Below are 23,103 nucleotides of genomic sequence, written 5' to 3' on the forward strand. Positions count from 1 at the left end.
AAAGAGGCTAAGAAAAACCATATTATTTATTGCTCAGATTTTTTCTTTCTGGGAAACATCCCCTTTCACAAACAGCAAACTTACAATCAGTGCTGCAGCAGCCAAACACGCATTAACAGTAAATGCCCGATCAATACCTTCAGATAATTCCGGAGCCATCGCAACAACCGTTGTATTCATCGCCAGACCAATAGCACCGCCGATAATTTGGAACATATAAATTAAGGCCGCCGCCAAGCTTGCCCTGGCAGGCCCCAATACCGTAACCGCAGTAGTCGTTATCGTAGGAAAATATAAGCCTAATCCTATACCGAGAGTGAGCATTCCCGGTACCAAGTGCAGATAGTGATCGCGAACCACTAGGCCAGAAAGTAAAAACATACCCAAACCTAAAAAGAGTGCCGCTCCCGCTAAAATTAGGCGAGCCCCCAAAAATTCATATAACCACCCTGCTATATATGAGACTACCGCATAGGTAATCATCACCGGCAATAAACCCGCACCAGACCAAACTGCAGAATAGCTCAACTCCTTAATTAAAAATTGAGGAATATAAAGCAACATAGATACAAAAGTGACCGATAGAAGCAAAGTCACCACACAGATAGAAAAAAAGCGCCAATTAGTAGCTACATCCGGGGGAATAAGTGGGTCAGAGCGAGTATGAGGCTCAACCCAGGCAAATACCAAAAAGAAAATCACCGATGTTACTAAAAGTCCAATCACTAAAGGACTTCTAAATCCTACATCGATAACAAAATCCAGAGATAACATTAAAGCCAAAAGGCTAATTGATAATGAGGCCATCCCCCAATAGTCAACCTTTTCATTGCTCTCATCGGGCTTATCATCCTCAATTACTTTCCAACCCACCAACATTGCCGCCAAAGCGATGGGTAAGTTAATAAAAAAAATCCAGCGCCAGCTAAGAAAATCTGTAAAAAAACCACCCAACAGTGGCCCTACAGAGTTCGCAAAGCCACACACCGTCATTATCAAACCGCCTGCCTGACCGGCGCGGTCATCAGGCATGATCTGATAGGTCATGCCGAGCACAGCGGGCCACATCAGAGCACCACCAACACCCATTAATGCCCGGCTTCCCAGCAGCATCCATTCATTGACGGCCAGACCACCCAAAACTGAAAAAAAGACGAAGATTGAGGTTCCAACAAAAAATAGCCGGCGCCGACCAAACATATCCGCCAAGCGCCCGCCAGTAACTATAAAAATCCCGAACACCAATGCATAACCGTTAATCACCCACTGAAGGGTGGAGATATCTGCGTTAAAATGTTTTTCCATTGCAGGGATAGCGACGGAGAAGGCCGTAAAATCATTGGCCACCAAAAAGACTGCCAACGACAATGCTGTTAAGCCAATAATCTGTGATCGCGATAGCGGGGTCTTTGAGGCTGCCATAAATGCCAAACTTCACACTTTGCAAGTTATGCAATGGATATATAAGCTTGGACCAATGAAGGACCAACTGCAGCGCAAATTATCAGGCAACACCAAGTAACAGCCTAGAACCAATGGGGTTCTCATAAACTTTATTACTAGAATCTCGGTGCTTTTCTCCTATATCCAGAATTACTTTCTTCCGCAATACTCTGATTAGGCCCCAGCTCAGGCATAGACAAGCATTAATGCCAACAACAATGGCTTGATGTCAGTGTAAGTCCGCAGTCTCACTAATCCTCATTCCATGTTTAGCAGATCGAATCAGTCCAAAAGCAGTATCCGGTAGCAGAAGTATTTAAAGCTATCAGCCGATGATCAACCAGGATTGATCGACAGGCTTGAGCGGGGCCCCTTCTCCAATTCTTATAAATCAAAAATCAAAGACTGACAGGATTTTCCCATGAAGGTGCTATCTTTAGCCATTACCATTCTCTCGATCAATCATGGCCATCAGGCCCTGGCGAACAGTACTTACTCATCAACCAAGTAAGAACTGGCAACACTGCTACTGAAGATCAAATTGAACAAACAACCACTAACAACTTAATAAATCAAGCTCAGATTGGCGACAATAATAACGTTGAAGCAACACAATTTAACGGCAACAACAATTAAATAATGCTCACGCAGGCAGGAATTAACGATAGCATCACCACTACTTAATTTGGTAATAATACTGCGATTTCTCTGCAGTAAAGCCATGTGCCAATCTCTAGGAACTTGTATGTTCAGACAGCTATCTCCCAGAATCTATCATCCAACCCTCCTCCCAGCAGCCACATCCGAACACACTCAAAATATCAGGTATTTCCCGACTTTAGTCCCAGTATCTCAGTGCTTTTATCTCATTCCCCTGAGGAGTCTCATTGTCAATACTTTTTCCAAGGTTCCAATATCTGAAACGAGCTGGATTTCGACTTTTGGAGAGCCCAATCAAACGGATTACAGAGGAGAAATATCTATGACAAACGGTGAGCACTTATGCCCACCAGAATTTGGAATCATTGAGTCTTTTTTAGAAATCCGCCAATGATCTTAGCCCCGACATATCCAAGTACTAATGCCAATGACAATGGCTTGGAGCCAGTGCAAGTAAGCAGTCTCACTACTTCACTCACCATTTAGGGCCGATCAAATCATCCCCCATGCCCGGCGGACGGTAGAGGCGGAATGTAGTCGCCGTTCGTTTACACCGGGATTGGATACAGATTTCACCTGTGTTGTACAGGAAGTACTGTGGGCGCAGTCAATGCCCCATAACGAGTTGAAGTAAAGGAGTTACTTGTGAAGATTTTACCTATAGCCGTTACCGCTCTATCCCTTGCCATCAGTGGTCTGGTTCATGCAGATGACAATGAATATATCCTCTATCAAGAGGGTACGGGAAATACCGCAATGGGGGATCAAAGTGATCCCACTATTACCAATAACCTGATTGAGCAAACCCAGATCGGCGATAATAATATTGCTGAAGCGTCACAATCTAATGGCAATACTAATGGAGTGATCATTCAGTATCAAGAGGGCGATACCAATGATGTTTTTGCCTTTCAGGATGGAACAACTGACTCCAGCGGAATCATGACCATTGTTGGGGATAACAATCAGGGAGCAACCCAGCAAACCTCTACTAGTAATACCACGATGGAATATACCATCACTGGCTCCAATAATACCGGCGGATCATTTCAAACTTTAACTTCAAACAGCATAATGGAATTCACGATAACAGGAGATAACAACATTGGTAGCTCCTTTCAACAAAACTCTGACTCTGTATCTTTGGTAGTTGATATCAATGGTAACGATAATATTGCATCAACTTTTCAGGAAGATAGCTCCAATACCAGTATTGTAATACAACAAACTGGTGACTCGAATATTGTTAGTGGTTTTGATGATGACGGAAGTGCTGATAATAGCGTTGTGAATATCCAGCAAGGAAACTCAAATACTATCAATTTTGTTCACGATGTAAGCTTTAACCAAAATGATACAATTGAACAATATGGAGACGACAACTTTTCTGGGTCATCTTCAAATAACACCAGTGGTAGTACAAGTTATTTGTTACAGGTAGGCGATCAAAATAACTCCTTTATCCTATATAATGACTCGGCAAATATCACTGCCTCAATCATTCAAGAGGGCTCAAGTAATAATGCTGATACATTATTAAGTCAAGCCTTTGATAGTAATTCCTCAGTGACCCAAACAGGAGATAGCAACGACTCGTTACTTGCTCAAAGTGGGTCTTCTCACTATGCAGAAATCATACAAATCGATGATTTGAATACTATAGACGCTGAACAAAGCAGTTTTGATGCATATCTATACGCGGTGCAAAGTGGTGAAGACAACTTAATTAGCTCCTTGCAAGATGGAGACTCAGAGTCAGCTACTCTGAACCAAACAGGAAGTTTAAATGAAATAGATTTAACTCAGAGTGGACAGCAGGATACCGCTATTTTATCTCAGGATGGCAATAATAATTTCTTGATGGTCACGCAAACAGGCTTCAACGACAGCATTAATGTTACACAGCTTGGTGACAATAATAGCGCCACTTTTACACAGTAAATAGTTGATAGGAGTCCGTATACCCATATATGGACTCCTCCTAACCATACATCTTCTATCCACTATCAAATATCAATATAACTCTGCAATGAAAATACTGGTTAAATCAGACTTTTTTACTAGCATTTCAGTGCTTTTATCTCATACCAATTATCTTATTTATTAATAATACTAAAAGCGATACCGTAAGTAGGGGTCATTTATCACTTCACTACATTTTGACCGACCAACAAACCAAACAGGAGCAAATTAAATGAATAGTAAAATCACCCAATACAGGTGAAAAATTTGGAATAAATATTTCATATCAATCGAAGCAAAAATGAATATAGCCTCGGCATCTCCAAGCATTAATGCCAAAAAATGGCTTGGGATCAGTGCAAGCAAGCATTCTCACTACTTCTCTTACCATTTATGGCCTTTAAACTTCTTACCTGGCGCTCATTAAAACCTAACTGAGCTACAGAAGTTTCATTCGTTAATTACCGATATAGAACCACCTAATTACCACTCTTGCTAAGTTATGCGTAACTGTATATAAATACAGCTATCTCGTTGATCTGCAAGGGAATACGCCATGGCTCGCAACAAGGTACAGTTTCAGAAGGGTATTAGTTTGACCCAATTCCTCAAAATGTACGGCAGCGAGGAACAGTGCTTCGATGCACTGTCGCAGTGGCGTTGGCCCAATGGCTTTAGTTGTCCTCACTGCGGGCATGACAAGCATTGCGACCTCGCTTATCGCAAGCTTAAGCAATGTAACCATTGTCGGCGTCAGACATCGATTACCTCTCGTACAATTTTTGACTCCACGAAGCTCCCCCTCACCACCTGGTTTCTCGGTATTTTCCTGATTACTCAGGATAAGAAGGGCATTTCCTCTATGGAGCTATCTCGACATCTAGGTATCTCTTACAACGCAGCATGGCGTATGAAGCAGAAACTCATGCAAGTGATGATGGAGCGAGACCAACGATACAAACTGTCCGGTTTTATTGAACTAGATGATGCCTATCTCGGTGGTGAGCGTACTGGATGCAAGCCCGGGCGCGGAGCCAAGGGTAAAACTCCCTTTGTGGCGGCCGTTGAAACAACCAAGGAGGGACGCCCAACCCGTATTAAGCTCTCAATTATCAAGGGCTTCAAAAGCAGTGAAATTTCAACCTGGAGTAAAAAGTACCTTTGCAGTGGCAGCACAGTCATCTCAGATGGTCTTCCATGCTTCAATGCCATTAAGGAGGCCGGTTGTGTACATGACAAAATTGTTTGTGGTGGTGGCCGAGCTTCTGTTGAAGAGCCTGAGTTCTATTGGGTAAATACAGTACTTGGTAATTTAAAGAGTGCGCTACGTAGCACTTACCATGCTATTAGGCCGAAATATGCACAGCGCTATTTGGCAGAATTTCAATATCGCTTTAATCGGAGGTTTGATTTGTCGGCACTCATTCCAAGATTGATTTACGTCTCTCTTCGGACACCACCGATGCCAGAAAGGTTGCTAAAAATTGGCTTAGCATAAGTGGTAATTAGGTAGAACCAAGAGATTTATCACTCTTAACACCATCCATAGCTCATTAAATGAAAGGAATCATTTATGAAAACATCAATCTTTGCAATCACTGCCTTAGCGTTAGCCATTTCCGGTATTGCATACGGTGACAATACTTATATTGTCAATCAAGAGGGAACCGGAAATATGGCCATGGGAGACCAAACTGGTGCCACTGATAGTTTAATCACGCAGACTCAGATTGGCGACAATAACGATGCTGAAGCAACACAATTCAATGCCAACAGCAATGGAACTATTATTCAAATACAACAGGGAAACAACAATTTTGCGAATAGTGAACAAGACGGAAGCAGTAATTCTTCAGCAGTAATTACTTTAATAGGAGACAATAACGGAACGGGAACGGACCAAATATCAACCAGCAATAGTGTAATGCAAGAGACATTTATCGGTACCGATAATTCTGGCAGCTCAAGGCAGGAAGGCACTACTAGTACAACTATGATAAATACCCTTATGGGTACAAATAATGGTGCTGGCTCTATTCAGGAAAATACAACGAGCACCTTAATGAGTTTTACCATTATGGGAACAGACAATATAGGTAGTTCCTTACAGGAAAATACTTCTAATACTTCAATGATTTACACTATTAGCGGCACAAGTAGTGTTGGCAGTTCACTGCAAAGAGACTCTACCAATAGCTCGATGCAATTTACCATGATTGGCACCGATAATATTGGTTCATCGGGACAGACCAATATGGATGAAGCATTTCTGAACGTAGTTTCTATTGGCGACAGAAACGTCGGCACATCGGGTCAAACGGATAGCTTCAATAGCAGTATCAGTGTTTTTCAAATGGGTGACGATAATACCGGCGGAGGGGTAGATGATGATGGCAGCTCAAACACTTCTGTCCAATTAACACAGATCGGCAATTTCAATTCAGGGTTTACCGTACGAGGACAAAGTTCTGATCAATTTACCACAGTTGAGCAATATGGAAATGACAATTCCTTTAGCTCCTCAGATGACAATGCTAATAACAGTGTCGGCTCCAACCTACAACAAGGTGATAGCAATGACATTTTTGTTAGCCTGCAATCGGTATCTGATAATAACTACTCCATCAGCCAAATTGGTAATGGCAATGATGTGGAATTGACACAGACTGGCTCCAACCACTCGACTGAGATAATTCAAATGAGTGAATTAAACACAATAAATGCTGAGCAAACTAACTTCAATGCCGACCTTTACGCCTCACAAGATGGCGAGGACAACTTGATTAATTCCCTCCAAGACGGAGACAGTATTTCAGCCACCCTTAACCAGAGCGGCAATCTCAACGAAATAGATCTGACTCAGAGTGGATCTTCAGATATTGCTACATTGTCTCAGGATGGCAATAGTAATTTCCTAATGGTAACGCAGACCGGTTTTAGCGATACAATCAGTGTCACCCAACTAGGTGACAACAACAGCGCCACCTATATGCAGTAAAAAAACCAAGGGCCTTGCAAACCTCTTTGCAGGCCCTATCAGACCTTATTAGACTTTCAAATACTGACAAGACAGTTTTGTAATTAGCGGCTTGAGTTTTTCTTACTACTTTCTCAGTGCTTTTATCCTATATACATCTCACCGCTCATTGACAATAATTTTTTGGGACAATTTAAAGGTAGATATCAGCAACAAACATTTCAATTGTCACTATTGCTTTATGAGTGCAGTACATCATGGGCTTTAATTTAGTACAAAACAGTACAGTGTACGTTTGGAGATTCTAAGCTTTATCCCAAATAAACGAAGAGTCCCCCTGGCATAGTCAAGTTTTAATGCCAAAAATATGGTTTAAAGCCAATACAAAAAGGCAGCACCAACGATGATTTTAAGTTTAGCTTTAACAATGAGCTATAAATCCAAGTCACCCACTAAACCAAACCTCAGTCACAACGTAGTTTGAAAGGAACTCAACAATGAAATTCAAAGCCACAATTGCCGGATTATCCACCCTTGCTGTGATACAGCTAGCACAAGCGAGCAACACCTACATAGTCAATCAAACTGGCAACAATAACACTGCCATGGGGGATCAAAGTGATCCCACCGTTGCCAACAACCTAATTGTGCAAACCCAAAATGGTGATAATAATACAGCTGAGGCAGAACAAATCATAAATAGCAATAATGCAGTGATCAGTCAGACCCAGATTGGAGATGGAAACTTAGCCACAGCAAGCCAAGAAAATAGCACCAACACAATCTACTCAGTCATACAGATAGGTAACAATAACGAAGTTGATTCCTTTATGCAAAATGATACCGCGAGCACCAATTTCATTTTTCAAAGTGGTGAATTGAATTTCACCTCTACCAATAATTTTAATTCCATGTCTAATATTACCAATGTTATACAGATAGGAACAGACAATGAAACTTTTACTGCTCATGCCTTCAATTCAAGTAACAATTCCATATTGGTAAACCAAAGCGGATCTCAAAATACGAGTTCTCCAGGCGCAAGTTTCGATGCGGAGAACAACAGTATTGTCATCTTACAGGATGGATCGCTGAACAATGGGGGAGTTGGGCAAGTTAGTGGCTCTCAATTTATGACGAGCACGGTCATTCAAAGTGGCGATGATAATCTAGGGGGAGCCAGTAATTTAAATAGTAGCTTCGGCAGTACCTTTTCTAATCAAGTGGGAAGTTTAAATTTAGGAAGTTCAAGCCAAATTGATAGCACACAGAGCCATACATTTATCCAGCAAACCGGTACTGACAATTTAGGTAGCATATCGATAAACTCCAGCGATAATGTTAGCGCCTCCTTCACACAAATAGGCGACCAAAATATAGTTGGTGGCGCAGGCCATTCCTCTAGTAGTAATGGTACTGTAGAGGTCACTCAAATAGGTATTGCGAATGAAGCAATTGCCTTCCAAATTATGAGCGACTTGGGAGTATTAACTCTTTTTCAAAATGGTGAACAAAATATGGCCCTGGCAGGGCAAACTGGTGTATCTAACGTCCTTCTTGGTGCTCAAACAGGAACACAAAATACACTTTCCATCATTCAGGATGGCGACTCAATTTCTGCCGATACCAATCAGAGTGGCACACTCAATGAAATTGACCTTGAACAAAATGGAATGAGTAGTGTGGCCACACTTTCACAAAATGGCAATAATAATTTCCTACAAGCTATGCAGGCAAACCCTTCAGCCTCAGCTACTGTGACGCAGTTTGGTGATAACAATAGTGGGAACATAATACAATAGCTTACGCCTGTATTACCACAGACGTAATATCTGGTACAAAACCTGTCACGTATAACTTGAGATGCACTGATAAATTAGCAGGCTTTGAATATTTCAAATTTTAGCCCTACCGCTATATTCCGTGCATCCCTTAACTTGCGACTCCAAGGGAATTATCTTACATGTAATAATCATAATAATGACTATATCCAAATATTTTACTTACAACCCTTGTCTAGCAACCTAGAATAATAATTCGTTTCTTTGTTATTAATTGGTTTCTACGATAGTAGTTCACTTCAGATACCTGACGGCATATATAACCATTACTAAAAAAAACGATTTTCAGACATTCATCTAATTTCATTTTTAGTCAGTAATATTTCCATATAGATAGATTAAATTGCTGACAAACAAGGAAAATCACCACTTTATTCTTATCTTTGCCAAACTTAATTCCTATAGTTGCCTATCACTTTATCAGCAAAAATAGTATTAAAGGCACCTAGCACCACCAATTACTGGCAGCTCAAATCAGTAAAGGAGTTATCCGCTATAGGTCAATTTCCATTCTATCCAGATCACTTAAGATAGTGGTCAATCATTGATACGATCAGTGTCACCCAATTAGGTGACAACAACAGCGCCACCTATATGCAATAGATTGAGTAGGGGAGTCTATATACGTCACATATAGACTCCCTCTCCTACTATCATCTAGCTATGATCCTACAAAATCAATATAGAGTAGACACACTTACGAAAACGCCCAGCCCTACTTTATTACTAGTTTTTCAGTGCTTTTATCCCATTTCCCTTCCAATGCCTTCTTTTAATACTTCTACCAATGATTCGAGATTCAAAAAGCGAAAATTTATTCGCGCCCAGAAACTGTAGAGGAGGAAAGTCAAAGGTCAATATCCCAGCATAAGCAAATATTCATGCTAACAATAATCGCTTGAAACCAGTGTCAGTCAGTAGTCTCACTAATTCTCTCCATTATGGGCCAATAAAATTCCCCAATATCGGGCGAATTACAACGGCAGACTAATTTGTTACTAACCAACACCGGGTTGGGTATCGATGCCGCCTGTATGATGCAGGAAGCGCTGTGACCGTAATTAATGCGTCATAGCTAATTAACATAAAGGATTTATTTGTGAAACTCTTACCCATCGCAGCGACTGTACTACCCCTAACCGCACTGGCCCTAGCCATCAGTGGCCCCGCCTACGCTGACAACAATGAATATATTCTGTTTCAAGATGGTAGCGGCAATACCGCTAACGCGGATCAGAGCGACCCCACGATTAGCGACAACCGGATTGAACAAGTCCAGATCGGAACGACCAACTCCGTCGATGCATCGCAGACCAATGGCAATAACAGTAGCACCATTAGCAAGTATCAGGAGGGCAGTAATAATGTATCGCTTAGCACCCAAGATGGCAGTACTAACTCAACCGCAGAAACCAGTGCTATCGGTGACAACAACGATTTAGAAACTACTCAGACTTCCAGTCTCCACTAGCTTTATTGGCGTTTATGTAACAGGTAACAGTAATGATATAGAAAATACGCAAACAGGGAATTCAGATACAACGATGATATATTCCTTTGAGGGGAATAACAACGAGGGCACATCAACACAGGAAGATTCCAGTAATAGCCGTATCAGCTTTACGTTTGTAGGCGATGACAATCGCGGCCGTTCAATTCAACGAGATTCGGATTCAGTGATATCAATCGTAGAGAGCTATGGCGATGACAATGACGCCAATACCTTCCAATTTAATAGTTCAAATACTAGCTTTATAACTTTTCAAACTGGCAACAATAATGTTGCCACCCTCATAGATCAAAATGGTGGAGCAGACAATAGCAGCACTATTACTCAGCTTGGCAATTCGAACCTAGTCAACCTTACAATTAGCGCAAGCTCTAACCAGACCAACAATATTGTACAAGACAGAAATGGCAACAACGTCTCTGCATCCGTAACCAACTCAAGTAATAGTGCTATAGCTACTTTCCAGGATGGAATTGCCAATAACATTGTATTATTTCAAAGTGGCGCTTCAGATAGTTATACGTCGATTACCCAAACTGATAATCTAAACTCTGCTAATGTCAATCAATCTGGCTCCGGGCACATAGCTGACATCATCCAAATGGATGATTCCAATGAAATAGATGTCGACCAAGATAACGCGAACAACAGCCTGTACTCCCTACAAAATGGTGAGGATAATCTGATTGATGCGGTGCAGAATGGTGTTAGTGAAATAGCCATGTTGAGCCAAATCGGAACGGTCAATGAGATACTACCTAGGCAGCAGCAAAGAATACAGTCGACTCTTGAAAAAATGATTTCACAAGTTTTCTATTTTCTTGATGCTCTGCAAATCTGCATTTGCACGACTCAGTAGTGTCTCACCTTTTTTCAGCGGCCTCTTTGAAGTCCCTATATTTCTCATATGATTCCAGACCAACTCATCTGGATTTAGGTCTGGTGCATATGGCGGTAAGAACACCATTTCAAGCTTTCCATCCTGTGAATCGACATACTCCAATACCTTTTTCGATTTGTGTACTGGGTGCCCATCAACAATGAGAATCACTGGTCTTTTCTGACTTCTCTGGAAATTTTTGAAGCATTCTACGCACTTTTCTGCCGTGAATTTTCCACTATAAATATGATACCAGAAGCCACCTCTATTCGATAAAGCTGAGATCGCATTGATTGACTGTCTTTGACCACTCGTTTTTACCACTGGAGTTTTTCCTTTTTCTCCCCATGTCCTTTGGAGTGGATCGTCTGATCTGATACTAGCCTCGCCCAGCCAAAATATTTCTGCACCAGTTTTTTTCGCATAAGATTTAATCTTTGGATAGACTTCCTTTACCCATTTATTCACCGCCTTCTCATCTCTCTCGTAAGCTCTTCGTAGAGGCTTTTGTGGCGTCAGGCCCAGTCGATGTAGAAGTGTGCCGACACTAGAAACGCTAAGTTCAATTTTGAATCTCTCAAAAATCAAATCCGATACGATCTGACGTGTCCACAATCCGAAATCAAAGCCATATTGCCTTGGATCGCCACCAATAATCCATCGTTTGACTTCCTCTTCTTCAATAGCTGACAGTTTTCTACCGCGTCCAGGTCTAATTTTTGGAGATAGCGCTTCAATACCTTTCTCCCGAGCAGTCCTTAACCATGGGAAAATAGTTCTGCTCCCCAGCCCTAAGCTACGACTAACCTCCGCCGCAGATTCTCCATCAAATACTCGCTGAACAGCAATTTTACGTATGAGGTGCTGCTCCTCAGTACTAAGTTTTCTGGCATCGTATTTCATGCAGTTTATATTACCAGGGTGTACTGATTATTTCTGCCCCGCTAGTAGATCTGACCCAAAGCGGCACGCTGAATACCGCCATCCTCACCCAAAACGGCAATGACAATACTTTAACCGTTACTCAAACTGGCACCAGCGATACTATCACCGCGATCCAGTTGGGGGATAACAATAGCGGCACCATTTCCCAGTGATTGAATTTAGGGGCAATCAACAAACAGCAAGCACCCTACCGATAACCTAATTTTATTTAAGCCCGCATTAAATACTCACACCTGGAGAGATGTGCAATATCTCTCCAGGAATTTTTTCCTAACAAATCCATACTTTTCCAACTTGCTAAGAATTCTTTACTGCACAATAACTTTTTAGAGCGTCATTATTTTCAACATCCCAGAGATTCTGATCAGCAATTTACTATCCGCACAAATTAAAGGTACAGCCAGGCCTGACAACACTCGATGCGACTGGCTCATTGACCATAGGAGGTGACCCATATAGAAATATCGATTTAGGGATATATTAGTAGCGCTCTTGAGATTATCGATTCACATCTAAACAGCCAGTATGCGAGTAATACCAAGGCAGATTAAGACATCAATAGCAATTAGATGGATTCGAAGTTTGCAGTGCAAAGCCATATCGACCTTTATCGCCATTTAGAGTGACAATTTAACACCTCAAGTTCAGTAGGTATTATATTTTAATTTAATCGATTGTTCGGAAACTATGACTTGAAAATATATTCCCACCCGGGAACCTCTAAGTAGCTCAGAAAGCTATACGGCCACAATGCACACACCAGAGCCAACTATTAGTAATAACCTTATAGACCAGACACAAACTGGAAATCAAAATGATATAGATGCACGTCAGATAAATGGAAATACTGGAGGAGGTATTATCCAGACCCGGGAGGGAAATAATAACTTTATTGTTTCTGTTCAAGATAGCACCTCAAATATGTCTATAGTAATTTTTCAAAGCGGTAATAGCAATTCAGTTCTGGTCTTGACCTTTTGGCCGAACAACATAGAGAATAGAATCTTATCAATTTACTCCAAGATAGTGTTAATGAAATAGCAACACTAAGTTTGACCGCAATGATGAACGAGTTAGATCTCATGCAGATTGGCCAACAAAATACCGCCACCTGAACTCAGGATCGCAACAATAATTTTCTAATGCTTACCCAAATGGGTGCGAACGAGAGTATACACATTGCTCAGCTGGGAGATAACAATAGCGCTATTTTTACTAAAAAATGGATTAAATGGCTTTCCTAAATAAAGTGGGGAGCCATCTCCAGATACAACGTTTAAAAATAAATAAGAAAAAATAGGCCATGAAATTCTAGATATCTCCATATAAACTGTATTTATGATAGAAGTACTCACTTCAAGAAACTGCTATTTGCTGTTCAGTCATAGAAAGGAGTTATCATGCACACCAAGGTTGGTATTTGCGCCGCTCTAGTTTCATTCTCTGCCACATTTTCACTGGCTGAAAACAATAATACTTTTCTCTATCAGGAAGGAAGTGATAATAGTGCCACTGCCGATCAAAGCGACATTACCAGTATTGGCAACCAGATTACGCAAATACAAATTGGTAACAATAACTCGCTAGAGGCAACACAGAGCGACAGCAATTTGCGTGGCTCCATATTACAGACGCAGATCGGTGATAGTAACAACGCCTTTGCTTCACAAGAAGGCACAAGAGATACAAGTTCCAGTGGTTACCAGATTGGTATTAGCAACCAGGGAAGCTCATTACAAGGATCAGTTACCAATAGTCAATTCAATTATACCCAGTTGGGCAGTCAAAATAGCGCTCAAGGCGTCCAAACGGATTCCGACAATACTTCTATTTCCATCGCTCAAGAGGGCACAGGAAATACAGTTACTAGTTCGCAGGACACTATTACCAGGGGAGAAATGCAGTTTTACCAAACCGGTATTAGCAATAAATCTACAGTAGCGGATTCCAATAACGGCTCTGATAACAGATTAACTTCTACCCAGAGCGGGGACAGCAATCAAAACAATGTGTTTCTTAACGCGACAAACTCCGCAACAGATCATATCCAGCAAACCGGTTCAGACAACCAGATTTTCCTGGTCCACAGTATCAGTGACAATGATACAGTAGAGATTCTGCAAGTAGGGACACAACAAACGCTCAATATTAGTCTTATCTCTACGGCTGATAATGAAGTCACTATTAATCAATTAGGTAGTAGTAATATTGGTACCTTAAATTTGAGCGGCACAAGTAGCGGAACGCAACTGCAACAGGATGGATATCTTAATAGTGTCAATCTTACTCAGGGTGGAGAGGGAGCTAACCTATACGCCCATCAAATAGGTAGTAATAATGAGCTGGATCTAACCCAGGGTGGGCGACAAAATACTGCCACACTCTCCCAATTTGGTAACAGCAACTATATCTATATGATGCAAACAGGAATTAATAGCAGCATTAACATATTGCAACTTGGCAGTAACAATAGCGCAAGCTATCAACAGCAGTAGGCTACGCCTTAGGAGTTACCAACTACAAGAAGTCAGGAGAGAAAGAAAAACTGTATTTAAGGCTGTATGAGCTGTGGATGCCAAATACGAGCTTACCGATGTGCATTCACAGCAGCACTCAGAAACAGTGTATTCCTTCTGGATCAGTAGTACACGTAAACATCAGCTTCCTCTTTTGAACCAAAGAACATTGTATGTCGAAACGAACAAAAACCTACTGATCTTGCCTCGTTTTAACGGACACCTCATCTGTTTGACTTTGGTACCCGTTAAAACGGGGCAAGATCATAGGCCGACGAAGAAAGTGAATTATTTACACAATGACTGATAAGTTAGTCACATAAACTATATTTTATTTTATTTTCTATTTATTGAGATCGATTCTCAAGTTTGTTTATACTGCGTGCGCTCTGGAATGATTCCGGGATGGCAGATGGTATAGCAGGGCTTTTGCTTGCTATAAAGTTGTATTTAACATGGATGTTGCGGCGTAGTAGTAAGATGGAGGCAGTTTCAGAGATCGACACAGGATTGCATGCGCTGGTTGCCATAGCGCGTTTCCATCAATTGCCTGCTGAGCCTGATCAACTTTCCCACCAGTTTGGTCATGAAGGACAATCCTTTTCTGATACCCAGCTCCTACAAGCAACCAAGGTCCTTACGTTAAAGGCCAAGCAGCTAGCGTCTGATGTCAGCGATCTGAGTAATGCCATGCTGCCCGCTATCGCTAAGGCACACGATGGCAGTTATTTTATTGTGGCACGCCTATCCGATGGTGAGGCATCTGCTGATTTCCAATAATGTCCAAGTGGATATTATGATGTAAGAAAACCACCCACTTCCGCTAAGAAAGAAAAACGTCGAACTACCGTAAAGCTATGGATGAAATCAGAATCTATAGTACAAATTACAAGGACATTGGATGTTTACAGCCGAGCCGTACAAAACTGGAATATTGCTTACAATATCGCGCAGTTTCAAGGCATTAACCACTAAAAAATGCAGCTATCCGAAAGAGATGAACCATAGGCTTTAATATTAAGGAAAAAGTATAATTTGATTTATACAAAAACATCTAATGAAAGAAAATGCTACCAGCCACGTACTCGAGAGCCTTATATAAGCTACTGATCTTGAACGTTTTTTACTTTATGTGAAAGTACAGTAGAACTCTACCAGAATCTAATCACAAAAAAGGAAGCTCATATATTTAACATACAAGCTCCCAATAGACAACTGATTGATAAATTTTATAGACAAGTTAAATAAAGCCCGCTATGAAATCCTACAAGATGTAGCCACCAGTTTAAGAGACTTTGAAAAAAGACTCGCTCGAAAAAATTGTCAATCCAGGCAATCTGGATCTTTAGTGAGATATTCATTGTTTACCCAAATATTAGTACCACTGCAATCAGGGTCAACTGTATCCCTCAGATCAAAAGGATCATTATCAAAAGAAGAGTTCGCAGAAATAATATTGAAGTTGGAATTAGTAAAAATAAGAACTATACCACCATCTTGGCTATCACCGTTGCCATTGTCGGTAGTTGTATTCTGTGATATCACATTATTTGACGATCCTTCTATTAGAATACCAGCCCCTCCATTTCCACTTGAAGTGTTGTTAAAAACTCGTGAAAAACTATCATCCACCTGGATTCCGTCGGCAACACTACCTGTTACAGTACAGCCAGAAAAAGTATTGTAGTCATCATCCATATCGACTCCGACTCTACCACTATCAGTAATAACGCAGTCATTTATAGTATTGTAAATACTATCTATATCTATCCCATCATTAACACTATTAACAACTTCGGTATTAAGTACTTTGTGATACCCCTCTCCCTCTAAGAAAATTCCATCAAAACAGCCATCAATAACGCCTCCAGTGAGGGTGGCGCCATTGCCTTCGATTCGAATTCCTGCACCACCTAGGTCTCCTCCTGTGGTACAGGTCAGGGAATAGTCGCCCATATTTAAGCTGCCACTTGGGCCGACAATAGTAAGTGCATCAGGTTCATCTGTTGTTAGATCACAAGATAAGTCCTCAGTAAGTACTTCTGCAGTTGTAATTACATCGCCACAAGCCACTTCAGCCAAGGTAATTGATGAATATGAAGACGCCGAAAAAGCCATTATCGCTAATAGTGCCACCTTATCTACAGATTGCTTAATTTTCACATCCAACTCCTATCAGTTCAGAAAAAATAATATACCTCAGCACAGAGATACTGAGCCCCCTAAGTTTGGATGCAATAATAACTTCCACCATAAGAAAAATTGCCCAAAGTAATTGACGTTCGAATGAATAAAAAACCAAGTCATTCCTTTGAAGAATCTAACGCAGCTAAATCGACAACAAAGATTAAAAACAGAACCCTAAGCTGGCGCAATTACTTTCTAAGTATTACTAACATTTAATCCAGAACACCATACTCTGATCCAACTTGGGAAAGTACGATTTTATTCGCCAGCTAGTGTATGCAGCTTATTATGAAAAACTTAGGTTATTTATATAAAATTTACTCATGATAGAAGTACTAACTTCGGGAAACTGTTACTTAATGTTCGGTCATAGAAAGGAATTATCATGTACACCAAGGCTGGTATTTACGTCGCTCTATCTTCATTTATTGCCACAAATTCTTTGGCTGAAGCAAATAGTACATCACTGTATCAGTAGGGTAGCGCTAACAGTGCCACTACTGACCAAAGCGATATTACTAGTATTGGCTACCAGATTGGCGATAGCAACCAGGGAAGTTCACTACAAGACTCCATTACTAACAGCCATTTTAACTATATCCAGTTAGACCATCAAAATAACGCCCAAGGTGTTCAAACCTACTATAAAAATGCTTCTATTTCTATCTATCAAAAAAACACAGAAAATTCTGCCACTAGTTCACAAGGTAATATTATTAATGGAGAAATGCAATTTCATCAGATAGGACTTAGTAACAAACCAACAATACTAGATTCAAACAATGGCTCTAATAATAGTACACTTTCCGCTCAAATCGGTGATACCAATCAAAACTAGGTATTTATTAGCACGACAAACTCGGCAATAGACTATATCAAGAAAGTTGGTGCGGACAACCAGGTTTTTCTAATTCACAGTACTAGTGATAATGACAAAGTAGAGATTATACAAGCTGGGGCCAGACGCACTATCGATATTAGTCTTATCTCTACAGCTAATAATGAGGTTATTATTAATCAACTCGGCAGTAGTAATATTAAAACAGTGAATTTGGGCGGCACAAGTAGCGAACTGCAACTACTGCAGGAGGGATATATTAATAGTGTAAACGTCACTTAGAGTGGAGAAGAGACTCACCTCTACACTCACCAAATAGGTAGCGATCATGGGCTCAGTCTAACCCAGAGTGTGAGACAAAATACTGTCGAACTCTCCCCAATTGGTAGCAATAACTTTATACAAATGATGCAAACTGGGGGTTAATAGCAGTGCTGACATACTACGAATAGGTGGTGACAACAGCGCAAACTACCAGCAGCAATAATCTAGCCCTTTCAAGGTTGTCTCGAAAGCTGTGCTGATCGGTGAGCTGATTTGATCATCAGGGCGCAACCTCCCTATATTCTTGTCAATCTATAAAATATAGATCAGCCCAGTACGTAGTCAGTCAAAACGCAAACTCGACTTTATTCCTAACTTTGCCAAACTAAATTCTCATAGCTACATACCAATTCATCGACAAAAATTAAAGTAGCCTTTGATTGATCTGACGCTATAAATCAAATGGCTAACAACCCAACCTATGGCTTTAAACCATATCATCGTGTAGTAGAGTGATATTTTTTATGTACTAGCCTCCACTTAAGATTCCCAATCATTATTGACCGCACATAATTTTTCGTAGAAACACGAAAAACACTCTGCCTTTATATGGATGTTAAAGGCAGAGTATATGCTTACTACCCAAAGTCCAAATTGGTAAAGGAGTTATCCAATGAAGACCTATTCCCTTATAGCCACGGCCTTATCCTTTATGATCAGTGGGATTTCCTATGCGGAAAATACTGTCATCCAGAACCAGATGGGTACAGATAATAACGCGACAGCTGATCAAAGTGATCCGACCGTATTTGATAACCTTATTGTGCAAACACAAATTGGTGATAACAACGACGCTGATGCCAGTCAAACTAATGGCAATGTCAGCGGCGCCATTTATCAAACACAGCAGGGAGATAATAATAGTGTCACCTCGACACAAGATGCCACAACCAGCACTACGGCATCAGCACTCCAGGTCGGGGATAACAATATCGTTTTAACCAGTCAGGAAACCGCTTCAAACGGTAGCAGTGAAATCCTCCAGAATGGTGACACTAACTTTGCCAGCTCTGAACAAACCTCCTCAGATTCTGATTCTATTTCAATCAGCCAGTATGGCGATCAAAACCTGGCTACTAGTACTCAGGACACGAGTTCCAGCAATATTGTAGTCATTACCCAATCCGGTGACTTAAATATTTCAACTACATTGCAAAACACAGCAAGCTCTGGTAACAGCGCTACCACAATTCAATTCGGGCAACAAAATGCTGCTGGGATATCTCACCTTAACTCCTTTACCAATTCAGACTTGATAAGTCAGGTTGGTGATTTCAACAATGCCTCAATTAACAGAAACACCTCAAGTTCCGATAGTGCTATCGTAGTACAGTCCGGAGACTCCAATTTTGCCAGTGCTACTAGTTTTGATACTGCAGACAATACATTATCCATCTACCAATATGGGGATAATCAATCAGCGGTTGCCACACAAAGTAGTGCTTTTGAAAGTAACATTTATATTAGCCAAAGTGATGACAATAATATGGCTTTGGCAACACAATCAGGAGCCAGTGACAACATTGAAATTTATCAGTCGGGCTCATCCAATATGGCTACAGCCTTACAGGCGTCGACTGACAATAGCTCCAATATTATTTCCCAGGACGGTACACAAAACGATGCTACTGTCACACAAAGTGGTTCATCGGATACATCCTCTGTTGAACAAATTGGAAATATGAATATGGTTTCAGCTAGCCAATCAGCATTCAGTGGCTCACTGGATATCACCCAGGAAGGTGATGAGAACGAAATTACCTCAACACAGGATGGAGATACGGAGACAGCAACCATGTTGCAGGCAGGTAACTTGAATTTGATTGAGTTGGCCCAGAGCGGCATGCAAAACACTGCAACATTATCTCAAGACGGTAGCAGTAACTACATATCGGTTACGCAAACTGGCTTTAATGATGCTATCAGTGTTACCCAACTTGGAGACGGCAATAGCGCTACATTTATACAGTAGACTAATAGAGACTTTCGTTAAGGTGCCCTTTGGGCATCTTAACCTACTCAATATGCAAAAGTTAATGAGCACATCGCCTAAACATCACCATATGCTGTCATAGAGATTTTGTAGTCAAGGAGTATCTTATGAAAATCTCTTCCTTCCTTACCGATTCCCTGGCGCTGACCATCAGCAGTGCTGCTATCGCCGAGAATAATTTTGTTACTTCACAGCAAGGTGGGGCCTTTCTGAGCACCGCTGTAACACAAAATGGCAGTACCATGTACCCATACGGATCTGAGAAATTTGATGATATTAATCCAGATTGGCTGCTGTCATTCTGAAGAAACTTCACAAAGTGTATGTAAACCAAACCTCATTTACGTTACAAATTGGTAATGCCAACTTTGCCAGTATGCAGCAATAGTTATATCCAAAACTCACAGGATTAGGCTCTGTATGCAGTATCGTTCATCGGCAGAGCCTCAAGTGGATATCAGTGGTCAATTCGATTTACAAGGAGGAAGCAGTAACTGAACGGACAATGATTTGGGGATTTTTAGTTTAAAGGAGTAACTTATGAAAATCTCACCACTTATCTTTAGCTCACTTGCGTTGGCAATCAGCAGTGTGGTTTTTGCCGAAAACAATTTTGTAATCCAAAACCAAACTGGCATAGGTAATACCGCCACAGCCAATAATGCAGACTCTGATGTTAACAACAGCTTAATAGTACAAACTCAAATTGGAGTCAACAACAGCGAGGATGCCCTCCAAATTGATGGAACCACTGAAAGCACCATCGTGCAAAGCCAGATCGGTGTCGCCAATGACAGTGAGACTGCCCAGGAAAATACCAGTAATGGGCATATCAACACTTCTCAGACAGGGGATAGTAACAGCGCTAATGCTGGCCAGGGAAGCTCATCAGACGGATCGATTATCGTCAATCAAATCGGCGTATCGAATACCGCTACCTCCCAACAAGTTGTGACCTCTTCAATCTCATCACTCACCACTCAATTGGGAGAACAAAACTCCGCAGAAATTTACCAGGAGAATATAAGCTCCGCTAGTGGCACACTTCAACAATTTGGAGTGTCAAACACGGGGAATATTCTGCAGTTGTTAGGGTCAGGTAGCACTGGAACCCTACTTCAGGTCGGTTCACTAAATACGGGGCGTATTGACCAGATTGATAGTGACTCCGCCCAAGGGGCTATTACCCAAATAGGAGGTGATAACTACGCAAAAATTTCGCAGCTGGACGCAAATTCAGATAGTGCGGAAATACTTCAAACCGGTACACAGAACTCTGCCGAAACTACCCAGACCATAAGTAATTCCAATAGTGTATTTATCGCTCAACTGGGAACTTTAAATACAGCAATTACCAATCAAAGCCTATCGGAAGATGGCTCTCTCATCATTACCCAAGGCGGCACAGGAAATAGTGTTGATGCCGATCAAAATACGTTGATCAGCAGTGGTGAGATCGCTCAATTGGGGAGCCAAAATTCATCAGATACTGATCAGTTAGGGGTTGACGTACATCTTCTGGTTGCACAGGTAGGAACAGGGAATACTGTCAGCCTACAACAGGATGGCGTTATTCTCAGTGCAGATGTCGCCCAAATTGGTAGCTCCAATGATGCGGTTATCACCCAAAGTGGCCTGGGTAATTCCCTGACACTGCTTCAAATCGGTGATGGGCATTATAAAGAAATATCGCAGACTGGCGTAGGTCAATCCTCCTTCACTATCCAAGTCGGCAGCGCCAACTTTGCCCAGGTCGCACAGTAGGAGTAACCTCAAGCAGCCCCTGAATAATTTGCTACACCATGCCGCCAATATTCCTTGCAATATCCGGCGGCATTGTAGTTTATCAAACCTATTGTATATTTCCGCTTTATACGCATGGCGCGGGCACGATGCCACAGAGGGGAAAGAGTAATCTGTACCTATAAAAACGGCCCGTCCAGGGAGTTCGGAGCCTCTGATTATTCCTACTTATTTGGCTCGGATCTATGTAAATAGCGATAATATGCACCCGTTTTCCACGCCTGATCTCCGTCACCTATTACCTCACCCTCCAATCAATCATATCTATATTTTTCTCAGAAGATCCGCTCAAAGGATCTCTTTTAATCGCCACCTTAAAGCAACTGACAGAGAAGAAACCCATGCAGGCAGGAAAATATTTCCCGTTAATTTTTACATCCGTGCTTTTACCAGCCCTATCTTTTGCCGACGTTCAGTGCGGCGATACCATTACCACCGCTGAAATAATGACTGAAGACATATTATTCTGCACTGCCACACCGCCAATCACCATATCCGGTCCCAGCGGCAATCTGGATATGAACGGGTTTACCGTGCACTGTGCCGAACTTCCCGTGCTGAATACTGGCATCATTTTGTCTGGCCAGGGGGCTTTTCTCTCAAACGGGACTATTGAAAATTGTTATACCGGCGTCAGCGCAGAGGACTCGGGATTTCATGGAATTTACAATATCCTAGTGCAAACTAACGAAATAGGTATTTCCCTAACCAGCAATAACAACTTTGTTAGCAGTTCGACAATTTCTTTAAATACCGAAATGGGTATCTCTTCCGATGGGGATTTTAACAGCATACTTTCAAATGAAATTGTAAATAACGAGAGGGACTCTATTGTTATCCAAGGGGACTATGCACTCGTTTCACAAAACACCATAGAGCCAATAACTGGAGGTCTCACAACAGGATTGAATGGTATCGTTATCGGAAGTTCGTCCGGAGGGATTATTACGCAAAATACCGTTTTAAATATTATGTTTAGCGGCATATTGATGCAGGAGTTTGCGCAAACCAATTACCTTATTACTGGCAACAGAGTTGATTCGGGCGGCGCCGGCATTGGCTTCGACCTTAATGACGCCAATGCGGATGCCTGTACGTCTTCCAATACATGGATCTCTAACACTTTTACAACTGCTAACCCCAGCTGCCTGGATTAAATTTTTGTCTAACAGGAATGTATATGCCTGTAGATAGGTTTAGAGAAAGATAACACCGAAGGAAAGG

At 41.4% G+C, this 23,103-nt stretch carries 18 protein-coding genes; 14 read left to right on the plus strand and 4 right to left on the minus strand.

All coding sequences use genetic code 11. The annotated features are described in order from the left end of the window. Window positions 1-33: 33 nt before the first annotated feature. Both ACJJIQ_RS16020 and ACJJIQ_RS16025 read right to left on the minus strand, forming a co-directional pair. On the minus strand, window positions 34-1,422 hold the full coding sequence (locus tag ACJJIQ_RS16020) for an MFS transporter (RefSeq protein WP_413663192.1): 1,389 nt from the start codon (window positions 1,420-1,422) through the stop codon (window positions 34-36). Between the two features lie 585 nt (window positions 1,423-2,007). Beyond that, complete coding sequence (locus ACJJIQ_RS16025; RefSeq protein WP_445362418.1) at window positions 2,008-2,166, minus strand: hypothetical protein; 159 nt, start codon at window positions 2,164-2,166, stop codon at window positions 2,008-2,010. A 582-nt stretch (window positions 2,167-2,748) separates the two neighbouring features. On the opposite strand from ACJJIQ_RS16025, the gene ACJJIQ_RS16030 reads away from it, so the two are divergent. The 6 genes from ACJJIQ_RS16030 to ACJJIQ_RS16055 all read left to right on the plus strand — a co-directional run bounded on the left by ACJJIQ_RS16030 (window position 2,749) and on the right by ACJJIQ_RS16055 (window position 11,252). Further along, a complete protein-coding gene (locus ACJJIQ_RS16030) occupies window positions 2,749-4,044 on the plus strand; it encodes a hypothetical protein (protein WP_445362419.1) in 1,296 nt (431 codons plus the stop codon). Window positions 4,045-4,621: 577 nt separating this feature from the next. Beyond that, window positions 4,622-5,563, plus strand: coding sequence for an IS1595 family transposase (locus ACJJIQ_RS16035; protein ID WP_445362153.1), 942 nt, complete (start codon window positions 4,622-4,624; stop codon window positions 5,561-5,563). A 75-nt stretch (window positions 5,564-5,638) separates the two neighbouring features. Then, window positions 5,639-7,063: a hypothetical protein gene (locus ACJJIQ_RS16040; protein WP_445362420.1), complete on the plus strand. Its 1,425-nt coding sequence runs from the start codon at window positions 5,639-5,641 to the stop codon at window positions 7,061-7,063. A 476-nt stretch (window positions 7,064-7,539) separates the two neighbouring features. After that, window positions 7,540-8,844 (plus strand): autotransporter outer membrane beta-barrel domain-containing protein, encoded by a 1,305-nt coding sequence (locus ACJJIQ_RS16045; RefSeq protein WP_445362421.1) that lies wholly within the window; start codon window positions 7,540-7,542, stop codon window positions 8,842-8,844. A 1,138-nt stretch (window positions 8,845-9,982) separates the two neighbouring features. Further along, on the plus strand, window positions 9,983-10,354 hold the full coding sequence (locus ACJJIQ_RS16050; protein ID WP_445362422.1) for a hypothetical protein: 372 nt from the start codon (window positions 9,983-9,985) through the stop codon (window positions 10,352-10,354). Window positions 10,355-10,427: 73 nt separating this feature from the next. Further along, the gene (locus ACJJIQ_RS16055; RefSeq protein ID WP_445362423.1) at window positions 10,428-11,252 is read left to right on the plus strand and encodes a hypothetical protein; all 825 of its coding nucleotides are present in this window, start codon (window positions 10,428-10,430) and stop codon (window positions 11,250-11,252) included. On the opposite strand, the gene ACJJIQ_RS16060 is transcribed toward ACJJIQ_RS16055, so the two are convergent. After that, window positions 11,196-12,176 (minus strand): IS630 family transposase, encoded by a 981-nt coding sequence (locus ACJJIQ_RS16060; protein ID WP_445362424.1) that lies wholly within the window; start codon window positions 12,174-12,176, stop codon window positions 11,196-11,198. The genes ACJJIQ_RS16055 and ACJJIQ_RS16060 overlap by 57 nt on opposite strands. Before the next feature lie 80 nt (window positions 12,177-12,256). Between ACJJIQ_RS16060 and ACJJIQ_RS16065 the strand changes: the two genes are divergently transcribed. The 4 genes from ACJJIQ_RS16065 (at window position 12,257) to ACJJIQ_RS16080 (ending at window position 15,514) form a co-directional block, all read left to right on the plus strand. Continuing rightward, window positions 12,257-12,370, plus strand: a complete 114-nt coding sequence (locus ACJJIQ_RS16065) for a hypothetical protein (RefSeq protein ID WP_445364823.1) — start codon at window positions 12,257-12,259, stop codon at window positions 12,368-12,370. Between the two features lie 1,002 nt (window positions 12,371-13,372). Continuing rightward, on the plus strand, window positions 13,373-13,462 hold the full coding sequence (locus ACJJIQ_RS16070; protein WP_445362425.1) for a hypothetical protein: 90 nt from the start codon (window positions 13,373-13,375) through the stop codon (window positions 13,460-13,462). 156 nt (window positions 13,463-13,618) lie between these two features. Beyond that, on the plus strand, window positions 13,619-14,713 hold the full coding sequence (locus ACJJIQ_RS16075; protein ID WP_445362426.1) for a hypothetical protein: 1,095 nt from the start codon (window positions 13,619-13,621) through the stop codon (window positions 14,711-14,713). 501 nt (window positions 14,714-15,214) lie between these two features. Further along, window positions 15,215-15,514, plus strand: a complete 300-nt coding sequence (locus ACJJIQ_RS16080) for a cysteine peptidase family C39 domain-containing protein (RefSeq protein ID WP_413663198.1) — start codon at window positions 15,215-15,217, stop codon at window positions 15,512-15,514. Window positions 15,515-16,057: 543 nt separating this feature from the next. On the opposite strand, the gene ACJJIQ_RS16085 is transcribed toward ACJJIQ_RS16080, so the two are convergent. Further along, window positions 16,058-16,897 (minus strand): right-handed parallel beta-helix repeat-containing protein, encoded by an 840-nt coding sequence (locus tag ACJJIQ_RS16085; RefSeq protein ID WP_413663199.1) that lies wholly within the window; start codon window positions 16,895-16,897, stop codon window positions 16,058-16,060. 1,799 nt (window positions 16,898-18,696) lie between these two features. Between ACJJIQ_RS16085 and ACJJIQ_RS16090 the strand changes: the two genes are divergently transcribed. The 4 genes from ACJJIQ_RS16090 (at window position 18,697) to ACJJIQ_RS16105 (ending at window position 23,036) form a co-directional block, all read left to right on the plus strand. Further along, a complete protein-coding gene (locus ACJJIQ_RS16090) occupies window positions 18,697-20,055 on the plus strand; it encodes a hypothetical protein (protein WP_444937288.1) in 1,359 nt (452 codons plus the stop codon). A gap of 128 nt (window positions 20,056-20,183) precedes the next feature. Next, complete coding sequence (locus ACJJIQ_RS16095) at window positions 20,184-20,381, plus strand: hypothetical protein (protein ID WP_444937287.1); 198 nt, start codon at window positions 20,184-20,186, stop codon at window positions 20,379-20,381. A gap of 235 nt (window positions 20,382-20,616) precedes the next feature. Beyond that, entirely contained in the window at window positions 20,617-21,840 is a 1,224-nt protein-coding gene (locus tag ACJJIQ_RS16100; RefSeq protein ID WP_444937286.1) for a hypothetical protein, read from the plus strand. Window positions 21,841-22,220: 380 nt separating this feature from the next. Continuing rightward, complete coding sequence (locus ACJJIQ_RS16105; protein ID WP_445362427.1) at window positions 22,221-23,036, plus strand: NosD domain-containing protein; 816 nt, start codon at window positions 22,221-22,223, stop codon at window positions 23,034-23,036. Window positions 23,037-23,103 lie beyond the last annotated feature (67 nt).

The sequence above is a fragment of the Microbulbifer maximicatervae (SeqCode) genome, assembly GCF_052468295.1.

What these genes read in the sequence shown, in the direction of transcription:
- ACJJIQ_RS16020 (WP_413663192.1), bottom strand. Translation starts at nt 1,422, where the DNA reads ATGGCAGCCTCAAAGACCCCGCTATCGCGATCACAGATTATTGGCTTA.
- ACJJIQ_RS16025 (WP_445362418.1), bottom strand. Translation starts at nt 2,166, where the DNA reads ATGGCTTTACTGCAGAGAAATCGCAGTATTATTACCAAATTAAGTAGT.
- ACJJIQ_RS16035 (WP_445362153.1), top strand. Translation starts at nt 4,622, where the DNA reads ATGGCTCGCAACAAGGTACAGTTTCAGAAGGGTATTAGTTTGACCCAA.
- ACJJIQ_RS16040 (WP_445362420.1), top strand. Translation starts at nt 5,639, where the DNA reads ATGAAAACATCAATCTTTGCAATCACTGCCTTAGCGTTAGCCATTTCC.
- ACJJIQ_RS16045 (WP_445362421.1), top strand. Translation starts at nt 7,540, where the DNA reads ATGAAATTCAAAGCCACAATTGCCGGATTATCCACCCTTGCTGTGATA.
- ACJJIQ_RS16055 (WP_445362423.1), top strand. Translation starts at nt 10,428, where the DNA reads ATGATATATTCCTTTGAGGGGAATAACAACGAGGGCACATCAACACAG.
- ACJJIQ_RS16060 (WP_445362424.1), bottom strand. Translation starts at nt 12,176, where the DNA reads ATGAAATACGATGCCAGAAAACTTAGTACTGAGGAGCAGCACCTCATA.
- ACJJIQ_RS16070 (WP_445362425.1), top strand. Translation starts at nt 13,373, where the DNA reads ATGGGTGCGAACGAGAGTATACACATTGCTCAGCTGGGAGATAACAAT.
- ACJJIQ_RS16075 (WP_445362426.1), top strand. Translation starts at nt 13,619, where the DNA reads ATGCACACCAAGGTTGGTATTTGCGCCGCTCTAGTTTCATTCTCTGCC.
- ACJJIQ_RS16080 (WP_413663198.1), top strand. Translation starts at nt 15,215, where the DNA reads ATGGAGGCAGTTTCAGAGATCGACACAGGATTGCATGCGCTGGTTGCC.
- ACJJIQ_RS16090 (WP_444937288.1), top strand. Translation starts at nt 18,697, where the DNA reads ATGAAGACCTATTCCCTTATAGCCACGGCCTTATCCTTTATGATCAGT.
- ACJJIQ_RS16095 (WP_444937287.1), top strand. Translation starts at nt 20,184, where the DNA reads ATGAAAATCTCTTCCTTCCTTACCGATTCCCTGGCGCTGACCATCAGC.
- ACJJIQ_RS16100 (WP_444937286.1), top strand. Translation starts at nt 20,617, where the DNA reads ATGAAAATCTCACCACTTATCTTTAGCTCACTTGCGTTGGCAATCAGC.
- ACJJIQ_RS16105 (WP_445362427.1), top strand. Translation starts at nt 22,221, where the DNA reads ATGCAGGCAGGAAAATATTTCCCGTTAATTTTTACATCCGTGCTTTTA.